Annotated in this window: 12 protein-coding genes; 5 read left to right on the top strand and 7 right to left on the bottom strand. The window is 56.9% G+C overall.

Features of this window, described 5'->3' with window-relative positions:
* Positions 1–10: 10 nt before the first annotated feature.
* Genes yidC through rpmH form a run of 4 tightly spaced genes read right to left on the bottom strand, consistent with a single transcriptional unit; the run spans position 11 to position 2566 of the window.
* Positions 11–1714: a membrane protein insertase YidC gene (yidC, locus tag FGO67_RS02730; RefSeq protein WP_203299187.1), complete on the bottom strand. Its 1704-nt coding sequence runs from the start codon at positions 1712–1714 to the stop codon at positions 11–13.
* Positions 1715–1718: 4 nt separating this feature from the next.
* The gene (yidD, locus tag FGO67_RS02725) at positions 1719–2012 is read right to left on the bottom strand and encodes a membrane protein insertion efficiency factor YidD (protein WP_238942143.1); all 294 of its coding nucleotides are present in this window, start codon (positions 2010–2012) and stop codon (positions 1719–1721) included.
* Positions 2012–2419 carry a ribonuclease P protein component gene (gene rnpA / locus FGO67_RS02720; protein ID WP_203299185.1) on the bottom strand — a complete coding sequence of 136 codons (408 nt, stop codon included), beginning with the start codon at positions 2417–2419 and terminating at the stop codon, positions 2012–2014. Before rnpA ends, yidD begins: the two co-directional genes overlap by 1 nt.
* Positions 2420–2431: 12 nt before the next feature.
* The gene (gene rpmH, locus FGO67_RS02715) at positions 2432–2566 is read right to left on the bottom strand and encodes a 50S ribosomal protein L34 (RefSeq protein WP_008172542.1); all 135 of its coding nucleotides are present in this window, start codon (positions 2564–2566) and stop codon (positions 2432–2434) included.
* Between the two features lie 658 nt (positions 2567–3224).
* Here rpmH and dnaA point away from each other — a divergent pair.
* The 5 genes from dnaA (at position 3225) to gyrB (ending at position 10852) form a co-directional block, all read left to right on the top strand.
* Entirely contained in the window at positions 3225–4676 is a 1452-nt protein-coding gene (gene dnaA / locus FGO67_RS02710; protein WP_238942237.1) for a chromosomal replication initiator protein DnaA, read from the top strand.
* 55 nt (positions 4677–4731) lie between these two features.
* On the top strand, positions 4732–5835 hold the full coding sequence (gene dnaN / locus FGO67_RS02705) for a DNA polymerase III subunit beta (RefSeq protein WP_203299183.1): 1104 nt from the start codon (positions 4732–4734) through the stop codon (positions 5833–5835).
* A gap of 10 nt (positions 5836–5845) precedes the next feature.
* Positions 5846–7117, top strand: a complete 1272-nt coding sequence (locus tag FGO67_RS02700; RefSeq protein ID WP_203299182.1) for an ABC1 kinase family protein — start codon at positions 5846–5848, stop codon at positions 7115–7117.
* A gap of 117 nt (positions 7118–7234) precedes the next feature.
* Positions 7235–8362 carry a DNA replication/repair protein RecF gene (gene recF / locus FGO67_RS02695; RefSeq protein WP_203299181.1) on the top strand — a complete coding sequence of 376 codons (1128 nt, stop codon included), beginning with the start codon at positions 7235–7237 and terminating at the stop codon, positions 8360–8362.
* A gap of 75 nt (positions 8363–8437) precedes the next feature.
* Entirely contained in the window at positions 8438–10852 is a 2415-nt protein-coding gene (gyrB, locus tag FGO67_RS02690) for a DNA topoisomerase (ATP-hydrolyzing) subunit B (protein WP_203299180.1), read from the top strand.
* A gap of 82 nt (positions 10853–10934) precedes the next feature.
* Here gyrB and FGO67_RS02685 read toward each other — a convergent pair whose 3' ends face one another.
* The 3 genes from FGO67_RS02685 to FGO67_RS02675 all read right to left on the bottom strand — a co-directional run bounded on the left by FGO67_RS02685 (position 10935) and on the right by FGO67_RS02675 (position 15050).
* A complete protein-coding gene (locus tag FGO67_RS02685) occupies positions 10935–11684 on the bottom strand; it encodes a VC0807 family protein (protein ID WP_203299179.1) in 750 nt (249 codons plus the stop codon).
* Positions 11685–11922: 238 nt separating this feature from the next.
* Positions 11923–13200 carry a 4-aminobutyrate--2-oxoglutarate transaminase gene (gabT, locus tag FGO67_RS02680; protein WP_203299178.1) on the bottom strand — a complete coding sequence of 426 codons (1278 nt, stop codon included), beginning with the start codon at positions 13198–13200 and terminating at the stop codon, positions 11923–11925.
* 122 nt (positions 13201–13322) lie between these two features.
* A complete protein-coding gene (locus FGO67_RS02675; RefSeq protein WP_203299937.1) occupies positions 13323–15050 on the bottom strand; it encodes an ABC transporter transmembrane domain-containing protein in 1728 nt (575 codons plus the stop codon).
* Positions 15051–15154: the final 104 nt, after the last annotated feature.

Raw genomic sequence — 15154 nt, 5'->3', positions numbered from 1 at the left:
AAAATACCGATCAGTACTTTTTACCAGCCGTCTCTGCTTCAATCTTGCGAGTAATGTACCACTGCTGACTGATCGACAGAATATTGTTCACCAGCCAGTACAGTACCAGACCGGCCGGGAACCAGAGGAAGAATACCGTGAAGATCAGCGGCATCATCTTCATGATCTTGGCCTGCATTGGATCCGGCGGTGTCGGGTTCAGGTGCATTTGCAGGAACATGCTGGCGCCCATCAGGATCGGCAGAATGAAGTACGGATCCATCTGGGACAAATCCTGAATCCAGAGCATGAACGGGGCATGACGCAACTGCACGCTCTCGAACAGTACCCAGTACAGGGAGATAAACACCGGCATCTGCACCAGGATCGGCAGGCAGCCGCCCAGCGGATTGATCTTTTCACGCTTGTACAGCGCCATCATTTCCTGGGACATGCGCTGTCGGTCGTCGCCGTACAGTTCCTTCAAGCGGGTCAACTGCGGTGCTACCGCTCGCATCTTGGCCATGGACTTGTAACTGGTGGCCGACAGGTGGAAGAAAACGCCCTTGACCAGCACAGTCAGCAGGATGATGGCGACACCCCAGTTGCCCACCAGGCCGTAGAACCACTCCAGAATGATGAACAGCGGCAGCGAAATGAAGAACAGGAAGCCGAAATCGACGGTGCGGTCGAGGTTCGGTGCAACATTTTCCAGTCGATCGATGATCTTTGGGCCGACGTAGGCGCGGGCGCCCACTTCCACAGTGTCACCTGCAGCCACGGTGGTGGCCGGATACACAAAGCCCATCACGTACAGGGGCCCGCGACGGGTGGTCTGGAACTGGGCCGGTTGATCAGGCTCCGGTACCCAGGCAGTCAGGAAATAGTGCTGCAGGAAGGCCAACCAGCCATTGGTAACCGACTGATTGATCGGAGTTTCCGACAGATCACCAAAATCGAACTTCTCGTAAGGATCTTCCGAAGAACTCATCACCATGCCCAGGAACGCCTGAATACCCATGCTGTTCTGCGCGGTGGGGTCGGGAGCCTGGTCCCGGACGATCTTACCGGTGAAATTGGCTTTCCAGGTCTCATTGGACTGGTTGTCGATCAGGTAGCGCACGCCGATTTCATAGCTGTTGCGCTCAAACTGATAGCGTTTGGTGATCTTGACGCCGTCATTGGTGGTGTAGGTCAGATCAACGGTCAACTGGTCCTGGCCGTCAGACAGTTCATAGCTGGCAGAGGTGGTCTGATACACCGGCGCGCTGCCATTGGCACGGCTATCCGGGCCATTGCGGCCAATCAAGCCACTTTCCATGACGTAGGTGCGGCTGTTGGTGTTGGTCAGCAGCTTCAATGGTTCCCGGCTGTTCAGGGACTTGTCGTAATCGGTCAGCGAGCTGTGGATAAGATTGCCACTGACCCGGTCAATAGTGAGCTCAAAGACGTCGGTGCGAACGGTAACAAACTGGTTTTCAACGGTAACGTCGGAATCTGTCGCGGTGGCGATCTGCTCTCCGCTCTCCGGCGTGCTGAACTCCTCACTGGTGCCTGTGCTCTGGTTCTGCTCAGGAAGCACCATGCTGTCTTCGCCGCTGGTGGTTGAACCGGTGTTGGTCTGGACCACTTGTTCGGTTTGCGGCTGCTGATGGTAGTCCTCATTCCAGGCAAGCACCATCAGATAACTGACAATAGCCAGGCCGGCAAATAATACGATGCGTTGAATATCCATAGAGTTACTGTCTGGTCTGGGTTGTAGTGTGGGAGAGCTCAGCCTTCAGGCAGGGTGTTACGGTTTTGCTGCGTTCGGATTGTGCCATACCAGGCACTGGATCATAACCGCCCTCGGCCCAGGGATGACATCTTAATAACCGGCGGCTAGCGAAAATCAGTCCCTTCAATGCACCGTGATGGTTGATCGCTTCAACGGCGTATTGTGAACAGGTTGGATAATGGCGGCAATGACTGGCCATCATGGGACTGAGGGCGTACTGGTAGAAACGGATAGGAACAAGCAAGAGTTTACGCATCAACCCGATCCTTTGCCGGCTGGTTGTGCTGATGTTGCGTTTGAAGACACCGATTGCTGGTGTTTCCGCTTCAGTCGACGCCACAAATCGTTGAGCGCAGCCGTAACCGTTGGGGTTTCCAGATTGGCCAGCCCCTGGCGGCCGAGAACGACAATATCCAGGCCGGGGTAATCGGTCTGGTGCCGAAAGGTCTCCCGAACCTGTCGCTTAATCCGGTTTCTCTGGACTGCAAGCTTCAGATTTTTCTTGGAAAAAATCAAACCGATCCTGGCGTGTCCGAGATTATTCGGTGTCGCCAGGATCAGAAAATTCCTGTGCGGAACTTTCAGCTGTACGTCATCGAAGACTTTGCCGTAATCAGCCGGTCTGAGCAGACGGTGCGATTTCGGGAAACTCAAAGCCTTCATGAGGCGCGCTGGTTACGCTGACAGACGTGCGCGGCCTTTGGCACGACGACGGGAAATAACCTTGCGACCGTTGGCAGTGGCCATACGGGCACGGAAACCGTGTACGCGCTTACGCTTCAGGACGCTTGGTTGAAACGTTCTCTTCATGGTGATGATCTCACAATTCGTAAGTTGAAAATTCGTATGTGGCTGGAAAATGTACAGCCAAAACAGGAGCGGCATGATATGCAAATGCTGGGGAAAGTTCAATGGGTATCGATAAGTGGTTTTCACAGGTGCTCATGGGCCGGACACGTCAGACCCGGTAATAGAATCTATAGGTTCTTTTAGAATTCTCTTTAGGGATTAATTATTACTGTTATTACTGAGCCTGTTTTCTGTGGATAAGCAACGAAAAAGCTGTTTAGCCAGTAAGTTACGGAGATGATAAGGGGGCTTACAAATACCGATGAGCCCTGTGGACAATGGCACCACGAAATGTGCATAAGTGACTTCGGGGGATCACCTGTTAGTTATCCACCGTTTGGTCCTAGGGTTAAACACAGGGTTGAAGGCAGGGTTTGCACAGGGGGGTGTGGATAACAGTTTTGAAAGAATTTTCTGTACACAAGGCTGTAGGTAAGTCCGTAACTAAATGATAAATATATTCTTTTATTTCCACAGCCTGTTCATGAAATAGGCGGCGGTCTTTCACTGGTGGGCCCATCGGGTTAGAATCTCGCGTTATCTCTTTGGATTGGATGTCTCGCTATTCTGATCTGAGACATTTCTGGGTTATCAGGAGCAGGCTGTCGTGCCGAACACCATGTGGCATCAATGTCTTGAAGTACTCCGGGACGAGTTTCCCGCACAACAGTTCAACACCTGGCTCAGACCCCTGCAGTCCGATCTCAGGGAGGGGCAGCTGATGTTGTTCGCCCCCAACCGGTTTGTTATGGACTGGGTGAATGAGAAATACCTTCGGCGTATAGAAGAAGTGTTGAAGGATCTGAACGGAGGCCAGGCTCCCCGTGTAAATATGAAGGTTGGCTCTGCGCCGCGGAACAGTGAGCCGGTGAGCCGGTCCGAGGTCCCGGTTCGATCCAGTGGTGCGGTTCAGGAAGAAAGCGGCAGCCGGGTTACCGAAGAAGAAAAAGGTGTCGCGGTTAGTGCCGGTGACAATACCTCGGTGCGCGCCAAACCAAGTCAACCAAGTAACGAGCGTCGGCCGGTTCAGGTCGAGGGCGACATCAAGCACCAGAGTTTCCTCAACGAAGGCTTTACCTTCGATACCTTTGTAGAGGGTAAGTCGAACCAGTTGGCCCGGGCGGCCTCGATGCAGGTTGCGGAGAATCCGGGCGGAGCCTATAACCCCTTGTTCCTCTATGGCGGCGTGGGCCTGGGTAAAACTCACCTGATGCATGCGATCGGTAATGAGATTGTTCGGCGGAAACCAGGAGCCAAGGTGGCCTACCTGCGCTCGGAGCGGTTTGTGGCGGATATGGTCAAGGCGCTGCAATTGAACGCGATTAACGAGTTCAAGCGCTATTACCGGTCGGTGGACGCGCTGCTGATCGATGATATTCAGTTTTTTGCCCGCAAGGAGCGCTCCCAGGAAGAGTTTTTCCACACCTTCAATGCCTTGCTTGAAGGCGGACAGCAGGTCATCGTTACCTGTGATCGCTTTCCCAAGGAAATTGTCGACATGGAAGAGCGTTTGAAGTCCCGGTTTGGTTGGGGCCTGACGGTGATGGTGGAACCACCGGAACTGGAAACCCGGGTCGCCATCCTGATGAAGAAAGCGGATCAGGCGAACGTAAAACTCAGTAGTGAAGCGGCCTTTTTTATCGCCCAAAAGATCCGATCAAACGTTCGAGAACTTGAAGGGGCGCTGCGTTTGGTGATAGCGAATGCTCACTTCACGGGCTCGGAGATTACCCCGCCGTTTATCCGGGAAAGTCTGAAAGATCTGTTGGCCCTGCACGAGAAGCAGGTCAGCATCGATAACATTCAGCGTACCGTGGCCGAGTATTACAAGATCAAAGTGGCCGACCTGCTGTCCAAGCGTCGGACGCGGACGGTGACCCGGCCACGTCAGGTGGCGATGTCGCTGTCCAAGGAGTTGACCAATCACAGTCTGCCGGAAATTGGTGACGCCTTCGGTGGCCGTGACCACACTACCGTGCTGCACGCGTGCAAGAAAATCGTGGAACTGCAGGAGACTGATCCGGGTATCCGCGAGGATTATCAGAACTTTATGAGATTGCTGACCACCTGATGCCGGGCGTTAGCGCAAAACATTCACCCTTCAACATAAAAGAATGCTGAGTGCCATGAAACTGACGATCAGCCGTGAATCCCTGCTTACCCCGCTGCAAAGCATTGCTGGCGTGGTTGAAAAGAAACAGACCATGCCGGTGCTGTCGAATGTTCTGCTGGTAGCCGAAGATAATACTCTGACGCTGACCGGCACGAATATGGAAGTGGAACTGGTGGCCCGTGTTACTCCGGTGCACGTGGACCAGCCCGGCCGTATCACCGTACCTGCCCGAAAGCTGGCCGATATCTGTCGGGCACTGGGTGAAGAAGCGCCACTGGAGCTTGGGCTGGAAGGTGACCGTTTGCACCTGCGCTGTGGAAAAAGTCACTTCACCCTGTCGACCCTGCCGGCGGAGCATTTCCCGAATGTTGAAGACGAAGCGGAAAGCTTCCGTCTGGAGCTGCCGCAGAAAGAACTGGAGCGAATGTTCGATGCCACGGCATTCGCCATGGCACAGCAGGATGTCCGTTATTATCTGAATGGCCTGTTGCTGGAAGTGGATCAGGGCCATGTCCGCACCGTCGCCACCGATGGCCACCGGCTTGCCATGGCTCACCTGGAGTTACCCACAGGTTGTCCGGAGCTGCGGCAGGTGATCGTGCCCCGAAAGGGTGTGCTGGAACTGGCTCGGCTGCTGGATGATGTGGAAACACCGGTGACCCTGGTGATTGGTGATAACCACCTGCGGGCTACCGTCGGTGCCTACACCTTTACCTCGAAACTGATCGAGGGCAAGTTCCCGGACTACAACCGAGTTATCCCCAGGGGTGGCGACAAAGTCGTCCTGGCCGATCGGTCGACCCTGAAGAATACGCTTCAGCGTGCCGGTATCTTGTCCCACGAAAACATTCGCGGGGTGCGGCTGAATCTGGCGCCGAACGAATTGCAGGTGTTTGCCAACAACCCGGACCAGGAACAAGCCGAAGATGCCCTGCCGGTTGAGTACCAGGGCGAATCTCTGCAAATCGGGTTTAACGTTGGCTATCTGGTGGATGTGATGAATGCACTGGATGACGATCAAGTGAAGATCACCCTGTCCAATCCGAACAGCAGCGCACTGATCGAGTCCCAGATGGACAATCGGTGCCTGTACGTTGTTATGCCGATGCGGCTATAGGAGAAACACCATGGGCACCGTGACGAACGGAATCAAGGGCGCCTTCAGGATTGGACAGACCCTGTCCGTGCTGGGGCGTACCGGTGTCAATTGGGTTCGGGGCGATCGCCCCCCTACCCCGCGTCTGTTACGGCAGACCTTCGAATCCCTGGGCGCGACCTACATTAAGCTGGGTCAGTTCATCGCCAGCTCCCCCACCTTCTTCCCGAAGGAGTACGTGGAGGAGTTCCAGTATTGTCTGGATAAAACCCCCAACCTGCCCTTCGGTGTGATCAAGAAGATTATCAGCGACGAACTGGATCGGCCGCTTGACCAGGTGTACGCGGATATTGATCCGGTGGCGCTGGCGTCCGCCTCAATTGCCCAGGTTCACGCGGCACGGCTGGTGACCGGTGAGGACGTAGTCATCAAGGTGCAGAAGCCGGGTGTGGAAAACATCCTGCTGACTGATCTGAATTTCCTCTATCTGTCGGCGCGCATTCTGGAGACGCTGGCACCGAAACTGTCCTGGACCTCGTTGTCCGGGATTGTCGAGGAAATCCAGCGCACCATGATGGAGGAATGTGACTTCATCAAGGAAGCGAATAACCTGAAGGTATTTCGCAACTTCCTGAACGACAGCCACAACGAAGACGCCACGGTACCGCTGGTGTATGAACATTGCAGCACCCGCCGGGTACTGACCATGGAGCGTTTCCACGGTGTACCGTTAACAGACCTGGAAAGCATCCGGGGGTACGCACGGGATCCGGAGCGGACTCTGATTACCGCGATGAACACCTGGTTCGCCAGCCTGACCCAGTGTGAATTTTTCCACGCTGATGTGCACGCCGGTAACCTGATGGTGCTGAAAGATGGACGGGTCGGCTTTATCGATTTTGGTATTGTCGGGCGGATCAAGCCGGACACCTGGCAGGCGGTCAGCGATTTCATTTCCTCGGTGATGGTGGGGAACTTCGAAGGCATGGCCGATGCCATGATTCGCATCGGCGTAACGCATCAGACGGTATTGGTCGATGAACTGGCGGCAGACCTGCGTCGGTTGTATCAGCAAATGGATAAGATGGTGCCGGATCAGGTGCCCTATGAAGCCGATCAGGCCGAAGACGATGTAAACCACATCCTGATGGATATGGTGAAAATCGGCGAGAGCCACGGCCTGCATTTCCCACGGGAATTTGCCTTGCTGCTGAAACAGTTTCTCTACTTCGATCGCTACGTCCACATCCTGGCGCCGGAAATGGATGTGTTCATGGATGAACGATTGAACATGCTCCACTAAGGCGTTCGCCTTACCGGGCGGGCTTTTGTACACTAGGGCAGCGTTACACAAGTGGTAACGCTGCTTTTTTTTGGTCGCCTCAAACTCCCCTCCTCGCCACGTTGAGTTCCCGTTTTTATGGCGTTAGTGAAACTCCAGACTCAGCACTTTCGGAACCTGTCCTCTACCCCGGTCAGTTTCTCGCCGTCCTTCAATTTATTGTACGGCGAAAACGGCAGCGGCAAGACCAGTGTTCTCGAGGCCATTGGTTATCTGGGGCTGGGGCGGTCGTTTCGGGTCAGCCGGCATCAGGCGGTGGTTAGTCATGGCGAGCAACAGTTCACCGTGTTCGGTGGGCTGGATCGGGGCCTGGATGCGTCGGCGGAACCCGATGCTTCTGGCGTGGCCCACCGGCTCGGGATAGCCCGGGATGTCAGCCAGAAGGAAACCACTCTGAGGGTCGACGGCGAAGGCGTTCGCAGCCTGTCGTCGCTGGCCATGCACCTGCCGGTATCGGTCATTGATCCCGGGGTTTTCGACATCGTTGCCGGCGGCCCTGGTAAACGCCGGCAATTTCTCGATTGGGCAGTGTTCCACGTGGAACCTTCGTTTGCCTCAACCTGGCAACAGTGTCAGAGAGTGACTTCACAGCGGAATCAAACGCTGAGAAATGGTAGACTAGACGAAGCCCTGCTACGGGTCTGGGATAGTCAGTACGCGGCCCTGAGTGACCGCATCAGCGCGGCCCGAAAAACCACGTTTGATCGGTTCAAGGTCGCGTTCCAGGCTCTGGTTCAGGAAGTCGATGTCGGATGGACTCAGGGTCTGAAACTTGAGTTTTATCCAGGCTGGGATAGTAGCCAGTCATTGCTGGATATTCTGGCCAGTCACCGGGAACAGGAACGTCGGATGGGGCATACCTTGTATGGTCCGAATCGAGCTGACATCCGGTTAAAATTTCAGGGCCGGCCAGTATCGGAAACCTTTTCCAGAGGCCAGCAGAAAACCCTTGTTATCTTGATGAAGATTGCCCAAGGCATGGTGTTAAGTGAACTGGGTAAGCAGGTGACGTTTTTGCTCGACGATATTAATGCCGAGCTGGACGTGGGTCACCGGGCCATGCTGGCTCGAAAGCTACAGGCACTGCGTTGCCAGGTGTTCATCACGTCCATCGAACACCCGCAACCCGAAGCCCTGTGGCCCGATAATCAGGCACCGGAGTACAGAATGTTCCACGTGGAACATGGCAAATTGACGGAAGAATAAAGCCGGACCTGCCGGACTTACCATCGCCCGGACGGCGAGTAGGCCGGTCACCGGTACACCCTTCAGGAGTCTCGAATGAGCGAATCGAATTACAATTCCTCCAGTATCAAAGTCTTGAAAGGACTGGATGCGGTACGGAAGCGGCCTGGCATGTACATCGGCGATACCGATGATGGCACTGGCCTGCATCACATGGTCTTTGAGTTGGTGGATAACTCCATCGATGAAGCTCTGGCAGGCTACTGCTCCGAAATCGGCGTTATCATCCATCCGGATGAATCCATTACCGTTAAGGACAATGGCCGGGGTATCCCGGTGGACCTGCACGAAGAGGAAGGGGTCTCCGCGGCCGAGGTCATCATGACCGTATTGCACGCCGGCGGTAAGTTCGACGACAACTCCTACAAGGTTTCCGGTGGTCTGCACGGTGTCGGTGTTTCCGTGGTTAACGCCCTGTCCTCTACCCTGACCCTGACCATTCGTCGTGACAACAAGGTGTACGAGCAGACTTACACCCACGGCGTGCCTAACGCTCCGCTTGGAGAAGTGGGCGAAACCGAAATGTCCGGTACCAAGGTGCATTTCATTCCGTCGCCGGAAACCTTTACCCACATCGAATTCCACTACGATATCCTGGCCAAGCGCCTGCGGGAACTGGCGTTCCTGAACAGTGGCGTGCGCATCCGTCTGACCGACGAGCGCAGTGGCAAGGAAGAAGTGTTTGAATACGAAGGCGGTCTGCGGGCCTTTGTTGAGCACCTGAACACCAACAAGACCCCGATCAACCGGGTATTCCACTTTAACCGTGAACGCGAAGACGGCATTGCCGTGGAAGTGTCCATGCAGTGGAACGACGCCTTCCAGGAAAACATCTTCTGCTTCACCAACAATATTCCCCAGCGTGACGGTGGTACCCACCTGGCTGGTTTCCGGGCCGCACTGACCCGCTCCATGAACAACTACATTGAGCAGGAAGGCCTGGGCAAGAAGGCCAAGGTCAGCACCTCCGGTGACGACGCTCGGGAAGGCCTGACCGCCATCATCAGCGTCAAGGTGCCGGATCCGAAGTTCTCCTCCCAGACCAAGGACAAACTGGTCTCTTCCGAGGTGAAAACGGCGGTTGAGCAGGAGCTGTACCAGAGCTTTGCGGACTACCTGCAGGAGCAGCCGAACGAAGCCAAGCTGATCGTCAACAAGATGATCGAGGCCGCCCGCGCCCGCGAAGCCGCCCGGAAGGCTCGTGACATGACCCGCCGCAAGGGTGCGCTGGACATTGCCGGTCTGCCCGGCAAGCTGGCTGACTGTCAGGAAAAGGACCCTGCCCTCTCCGAACTGTTCATAGTGGAGGGTGATTCCGCCGGTGGCAGTGCCAAGCAGGGTCGCGATCGCAAGACCCAGGCGATCCTGCCGCTCAAGGGTAAGATCCTGAACGTCGAGAAAGCACGGTTCGACAAGATGCTGTCGTCTGCAGAAGTCGGCACCCTGATCACCGCCCTGGGCTGCGGTATTGGGCGCGAGGAGTTCAACCCGGATAAGCTCCGTTACCACTCCCTGATCATCATGACCGACGCCGATGTCGACGGCTCGCACATTCGTACCCTGCTGCTGACCTTCCTGTTCCGCCAGATGCGGGAAATCATCGAGCGTGGCCATGTCTTCATCGCCATGCCGCCCCTTTACAAGGTCAAACGTGGCAAGCAGGAGCAGTACCTGAAGGATGAGAAGGCCAAGGAAGCCTACCTGACCCAGACCGCTCTGGAAGGCGCTCAGCTGTTCGTAAATGCGGACGCTCCGGCGATCAAGGATTCCGCGCTGGAAACCATGGTCAAGGATTACCAGGCGGTGATGAACATGATCGGACGCCTGTCCCGCGCTTATCCGGCGAAGGTGCTGGAGCAGATGCTGGACAACGTCACCCTCAAGTCTGAACACCTGCGCGACGAAGAGTCTGTGGCACGCTGGGTAGCACGCCTGGGTGACGGCCTGGCTCTGGATACCCGCACCGGTACCAAGTACACCTTCTCGGTGACCAAGGACCCGGAGCGCGACCTGTTCCTGCCCAAGGTCACTATCTATGTTCACGGCATTCCCCATGAGCATGTGTTCAACCACGAGTTTTTCGAATCGTCGTCTTACGCTGCCATCGCACGCATGGGCGAGACCCTCGATGGCTTGATCGAAGACGGGGCCTACATCCAGCGTGGCGAGCGCAAACAGTCGGTGCTGACGTTCGAGGGCGCCCTGGCCTGGTTGATGAAAGAAGCCCAGCGCGGCTTGAACATCCAGCGCTATAAGGGACTGGGTGAGATGAACCCGGAACAGCTGTGGGAGACCACGATGGATCCGGAAACCCGTCGGATGATGAAGGTGACCATCGAGGACGCCTTTGCCGCCGACCAGATCTTCACCACCTTGATGGGTGACGACGTCGAGCCGCGTCGGGACTTTATCCAGACCAACGCACTGGAAGTCACCAACCTCGACGTGTAACGAAAGCCCTGCTCAGGGCAAAAAAAAGCGGCGCTGGATCTCTGATCCGCGCCGCTTTTTTTATGCCTGTTTCAGTTTCCAATTATTCCTGGGACATCGATTTTTTCTTTTCTTTTTCAGCGATATGCGGTGCCATCACCTCTTCCAACGTATAACCGGTCAGGCGCCGAATGGTGCGCCACAGGTAATAGAAAATCAGCATCATCATGATCATCGAAGGAATGGCGATCATCGGATAGCTGACCAGGGTCATCTTGCCGAGTTCTTCGTTGAAGGCTTCTGTGCCTGACGGGCTGGTGACTATCCAGCGGGCAATGACGTAGTTCATGATCGAGGAGAACAGGAAAGTACCGGCAAAGAAGTAGCTGGCCTTCAACAACCGTGCCTCGAACTCATCAACACTGCCCTTCTCTTCCAGCGACCGGTGAATCTTATCCACATCCAGAATTTTCGGGTTGTACAGCAGGGTGCGCACCAGCGGGTATTTGGTACGGGTGGAAATCAGCACCGCCAGCCCGATCACCGCGGGTACCGCAGCCTCTTTTACCGCCAGCCAGCCGGCGTCCAGTTCGAGCAGGCCAATACCGCCGGTGAGGCCGACACTGATCAGGCCCAGCACCGCGATGAAATTCTTTTTGTGATAGCGAATCAGCTCGAACAACCCCCAGCCCAGCGGAAACGCCAGACCAATGATCAAGGCATTAACTGGGCCCAGGTGTGCTTCGCCACTGAATTTCATCAGTATGACTGACGGGATAACGATGCTGACTAATAGGTCGACCCAGGGCCTGGGTTTGTGATCGGGAGTGGATGTGTTGCTTGGTGAGGTCATAGATCAGCCTGATGCAGGGACCGACAGCAGACCCAGGAATGGGTACTGCCGGATACAAAGTGTTCCGGCAGTATACGACGATTTCCCTGGCTTTCGAAGCTATCGACCGGTCCTTCCTGCCTGCCCCTGAACCGGCAGACCGCCGGCCGATAATGCGAGCATAAAAAAGCCGGATCTGGGGGGCCAGATCCGGCTTTCTCGTTCCCTCGGTTGCTACCAAAGGGCGAAGCGTACGCCCTTAGGCGCCAACTTCCTTCAGGGCTTCTTCCACGATGTTCAGCCCTTCTTCCAGCACCTCGTCTTCGATGGTGACTGGCATCAGGAAACGCAGAGTATTGGCGTACATGCCGCAACTCAGCAGGATCAGACCCTTCTCCTTGGCCTTCTTGGTCACTGCAGCCGCCAGTTCCGGCTTGGGCACGCGGCTGTCTTTGCTTTCGACCAGCTCGAACGCCGCCATGGGGCCGAGATTGCGGACGTTATCCACATGGGCAAATTGTTCCTGCCACTGGCTGAAGCGCTGCTTCAGTTTATCGCCCAGCCGCTGGCCTTTGGCCAGGATGTCTTCTTCCTTGAATACATCGAATACGGCCAGGGCCGCGGCACAGGCCGTCGGGCTACCGGTGTAGGTGCCACCCAGGGAGTTGGGGCCGGAGGCGTCCATGTGCTTGTCGGTACCCACGATGGCGGAGATCGGCATGCCATCGGCCATACTCTTGGCCATGGTCATCATGTCGGGCTCAACGCCGCTGTGCTCAATGGCAAACATCTTGCCGGTCCGGCCAAAGCCACTCTGGACTTCGTCGACGATCATCAGAATGCCGTGCTCGTCGCAGATCTTGCGGATTTCTTTCAGGAAGCTGGTAGGCGCTGCGTAGAAACCGCCCTCACCCAGCACCGGCTCGATCACGATGGCCGCGGTGTCTTTGCCCGGGGAGTCCGCCTTCATGGTCATCTTCAGACCACGCAGGGCTTCGTCTTCGCTGACGCCGTGATAAGGCACCGGATAGGGGGCACGGAAAACGGTGCCCGGCATCGGGCCGAAGTCGGTCTGGTAAGGCGCGGCCTTACCGTTCATGGCCATGGTGTAGAAGGTCCGGCCGTGGTAGCCGCCGTCGAAGCAGATGATGTTGCTGCGACCGGTGGCTGCGCGGGCTACCTTGATGGCGTTTTCCAGCGCTTCGGCACCGGAGTTGGCCAGCATCACCTTGGCGTGACCGCGCACCGGTACAACACCGCTGAGTTTTTCCGCCAGCTTGACGTAGCCCTCATAGGGCATAACGGTCTGGCAGGTGTGCATCAGCTTGTCCAGCTGGGCCTTGACCGCTTCCACCACCTTGGGGTGACGATGGCCAATGTTCAGAACACCGATGCCGCCGGCGAAATCGATCATGCGCTTGCCGTCCGCATCCCAGAGTTCCGCGTTGGTGGCGTGATCGGCAAACTGTTCGTTGGGACTTGCCGCGCCCGCTGCAACGTAGCGTTCTTTGAGTGCCTGCAATTCTTTATTGCTCACTTTGCCTTCTCCCTGAGTTCAGGTTCGAAATGGTTCATCAACCAGTGTAAGGAGTACGAGCGGGAACCACAAACCGACCATTGTGGAGTGCTGTGGCAAATATCAGGGAAAACGCTCCCGATTCAGGCCGATGCGTCCCGAAACTGCAGCCGCGCCAGGCGCTGGTACAGCTCATTATTCGCCATCAGCTGATCGTGACTGCCCACCGCCAGTAACCGGCCCTGGTCCAGCACCGCGATGCGATCGGCATCGCGCACGGTTGCCAGCCGGTGGGCAATCACCAGGGTGGTCCGGCCCCGGGTCAGCGCTGGCATGGCTTCCTGCACCAAGTGCTCACTTTCCGCGTCCAGGGCACTGGTGGCCTCATCCAGCAGCAGAATAGGAGCATCCGCCAGCAAGGCCCGGGCAATGGCCAGTCGCTGTTTCTGGCCCCCGGATAGTCCGAGCCCGGCATCGCCCAGGGGCGTGTTGTAGCCCTGCGGCAGGGCCTGAATGAATTCGTCGGCGTGGGCCACCTGGGCGGCCCGGCGCACCTCGTCGTCGCTGGCTTCGGGCCGGGCATAGCGGATGTTGTCAGTGACCGTGCCATGGAACAGTGCCGGATTCTGCGGTACCAGGGCGAAACAGCGCCGTAACTCCGGCAGTGACCAGTTGGCCGTATCCACGCCATCAATCAGGATGCGGCCCTGCTCCGGTTGGTAGAAGTGCAGCAGCAGATCGAACAGCGTGGATTTGCCGGCGCCGGAAGGCCCGACCAAGGCCAGAGTTTCGCCCGCGTGAATCGCCAGTGTCAGCTCGTTCAGTGCGGGCTGTTCGGGGCGGCCGGGGTAATGGAAGGTCAGCGATTCGATGCCGATGGCGCCGGTAATCTGGCCTGGGCGATCTTGCGGCACCGGTCGGGTAAAGGCGGACTGGGTCTGCAGCAGTTCGAACAGTCGGGCCGCCGATCCGGCCGCCCGCTGGAGTTCGCCGATGACCTCGCTGATGGCGCCAGCCGCCACGCCTACCAGCAGGCTGTAGAACACGAACGCCGCCAGTTCACCCGGTGATATGCGTCCGTGGATCACATCCAGACCGCCAATCCAGATAACAATGCCGACCGCGCCCATCACCAGGGTGATTGCCAGCGTGGTTAGCCAGGCGCGCTGGCGAATGCGATCGCGGGCAATGGCGAAGGCTTTTTCCGACACCTCGGCGAAATACCATCGGTCGTGGGGCTGGTGGTTGAAGGCTTGAACGGTTTTTATCTGGGTCAGGTTCTCACCCACGTAGCTGCCGACGTCGGCCACCCGGTCCTGACTCAGGCGCGACAGCTGCCGGACCCGGCGACCGTAAAACAGGATGGGGGCAATCACCAGCGGAAAACCCAGCAGAATAATGCTCGCGAGTTTGGCGTTGGTGACGAACAGCAGGATGAGGCCACCCACTAGCATCAGGGCATTGCGCAACGCGATGGAGACGGTGGAGCCAATCACCGATTGCAGGACCGTGGTGTCGGCGGTGAACCGGGACTGGATTTCCAGTGCCCGGTTTTGTTCAAAGAAGCCAGGGTGCAGGTCGATCAAGTGGTTGAACACCCGTTTACGGATGTCCGCCACCACCCGCTCACCAATCCAGGACACCAGGTAGAAGCGGGCAAATGAACCGATGGCCAGGCCCAGTACCAGCACGAAAAACAGACCGATGGCGCGCGCCAGCATGGCCGGCGATTCGGTCGCCAGGCCCTGATCCACCAGGATACGAAGCCCCTGCCCCAGACCCAGGGTAATGCCCGCGGTGAACACCAGCGCGATCAGGGCGCCGATTACCGCCTTGCGATAGGGGGTGATGAATTCAATAACCAACTGCAGGGCGCGACGATGACGGTTGTTGATGATTTGCCTCCAGAGTTTTGCGTACACTCAGACACCGGGGCCGGTTGAGACCATCCGGTTCCCACATCATACGGCCGCGG

It is taken from the genome of Marinobacter sediminum (genome assembly GCF_016820575.1).
GTDB classification, from domain to species: Bacteria; Pseudomonadota; Gammaproteobacteria; order Pseudomonadales; family Oleiphilaceae; genus Marinobacter; species Marinobacter sediminum.
This window is presented reverse-complemented; position numbering and strand designations above follow the sequence as displayed.

Coding starts and splice junctions, on each gene's coding strand:
- rpmH (WP_008172542.1), bottom strand. CDS start 2,566: ATGAAGAGAACGTTTCAACCAAGCGTCCTGAAGCGTAAGCGCGTACAC.
- FGO67_RS02700 (WP_203299182.1), top strand. CDS start 5,846: ATGGGCACCGTGACGAACGGAATCAAGGGCGCCTTCAGGATTGGACAG.
- gyrB (WP_203299180.1), top strand. CDS start 8,438: ATGAGCGAATCGAATTACAATTCCTCCAGTATCAAAGTCTTGAAAGGA.
- dnaN (WP_203299183.1), top strand. CDS start 4,732: ATGAAACTGACGATCAGCCGTGAATCCCTGCTTACCCCGCTGCAAAGC.
- yidD (WP_238942143.1), bottom strand. CDS start 2,012: ATGCGTAAACTCTTGCTTGTTCCTATCCGTTTCTACCAGTACGCCCTC.
- recF (WP_203299181.1), top strand. CDS start 7,235: ATGGCGTTAGTGAAACTCCAGACTCAGCACTTTCGGAACCTGTCCTCT.
- yidC (WP_203299187.1), bottom strand. CDS start 1,714: ATGGATATTCAACGCATCGTATTATTTGCCGGCCTGGCTATTGTCAGT.
- dnaA (WP_238942237.1), top strand. CDS start 3,225: ATGTGGCATCAATGTCTTGAAGTACTCCGGGACGAGTTTCCCGCACAA.
- rnpA (WP_203299185.1), bottom strand. CDS start 2,419: ATGAAGGCTTTGAGTTTCCCGAAATCGCACCGTCTGCTCAGACCGGCT.
- FGO67_RS02685 (WP_203299179.1), bottom strand. CDS start 11,684: ATGACCTCACCAAGCAACACATCCACTCCCGATCACAAACCCAGGCCC.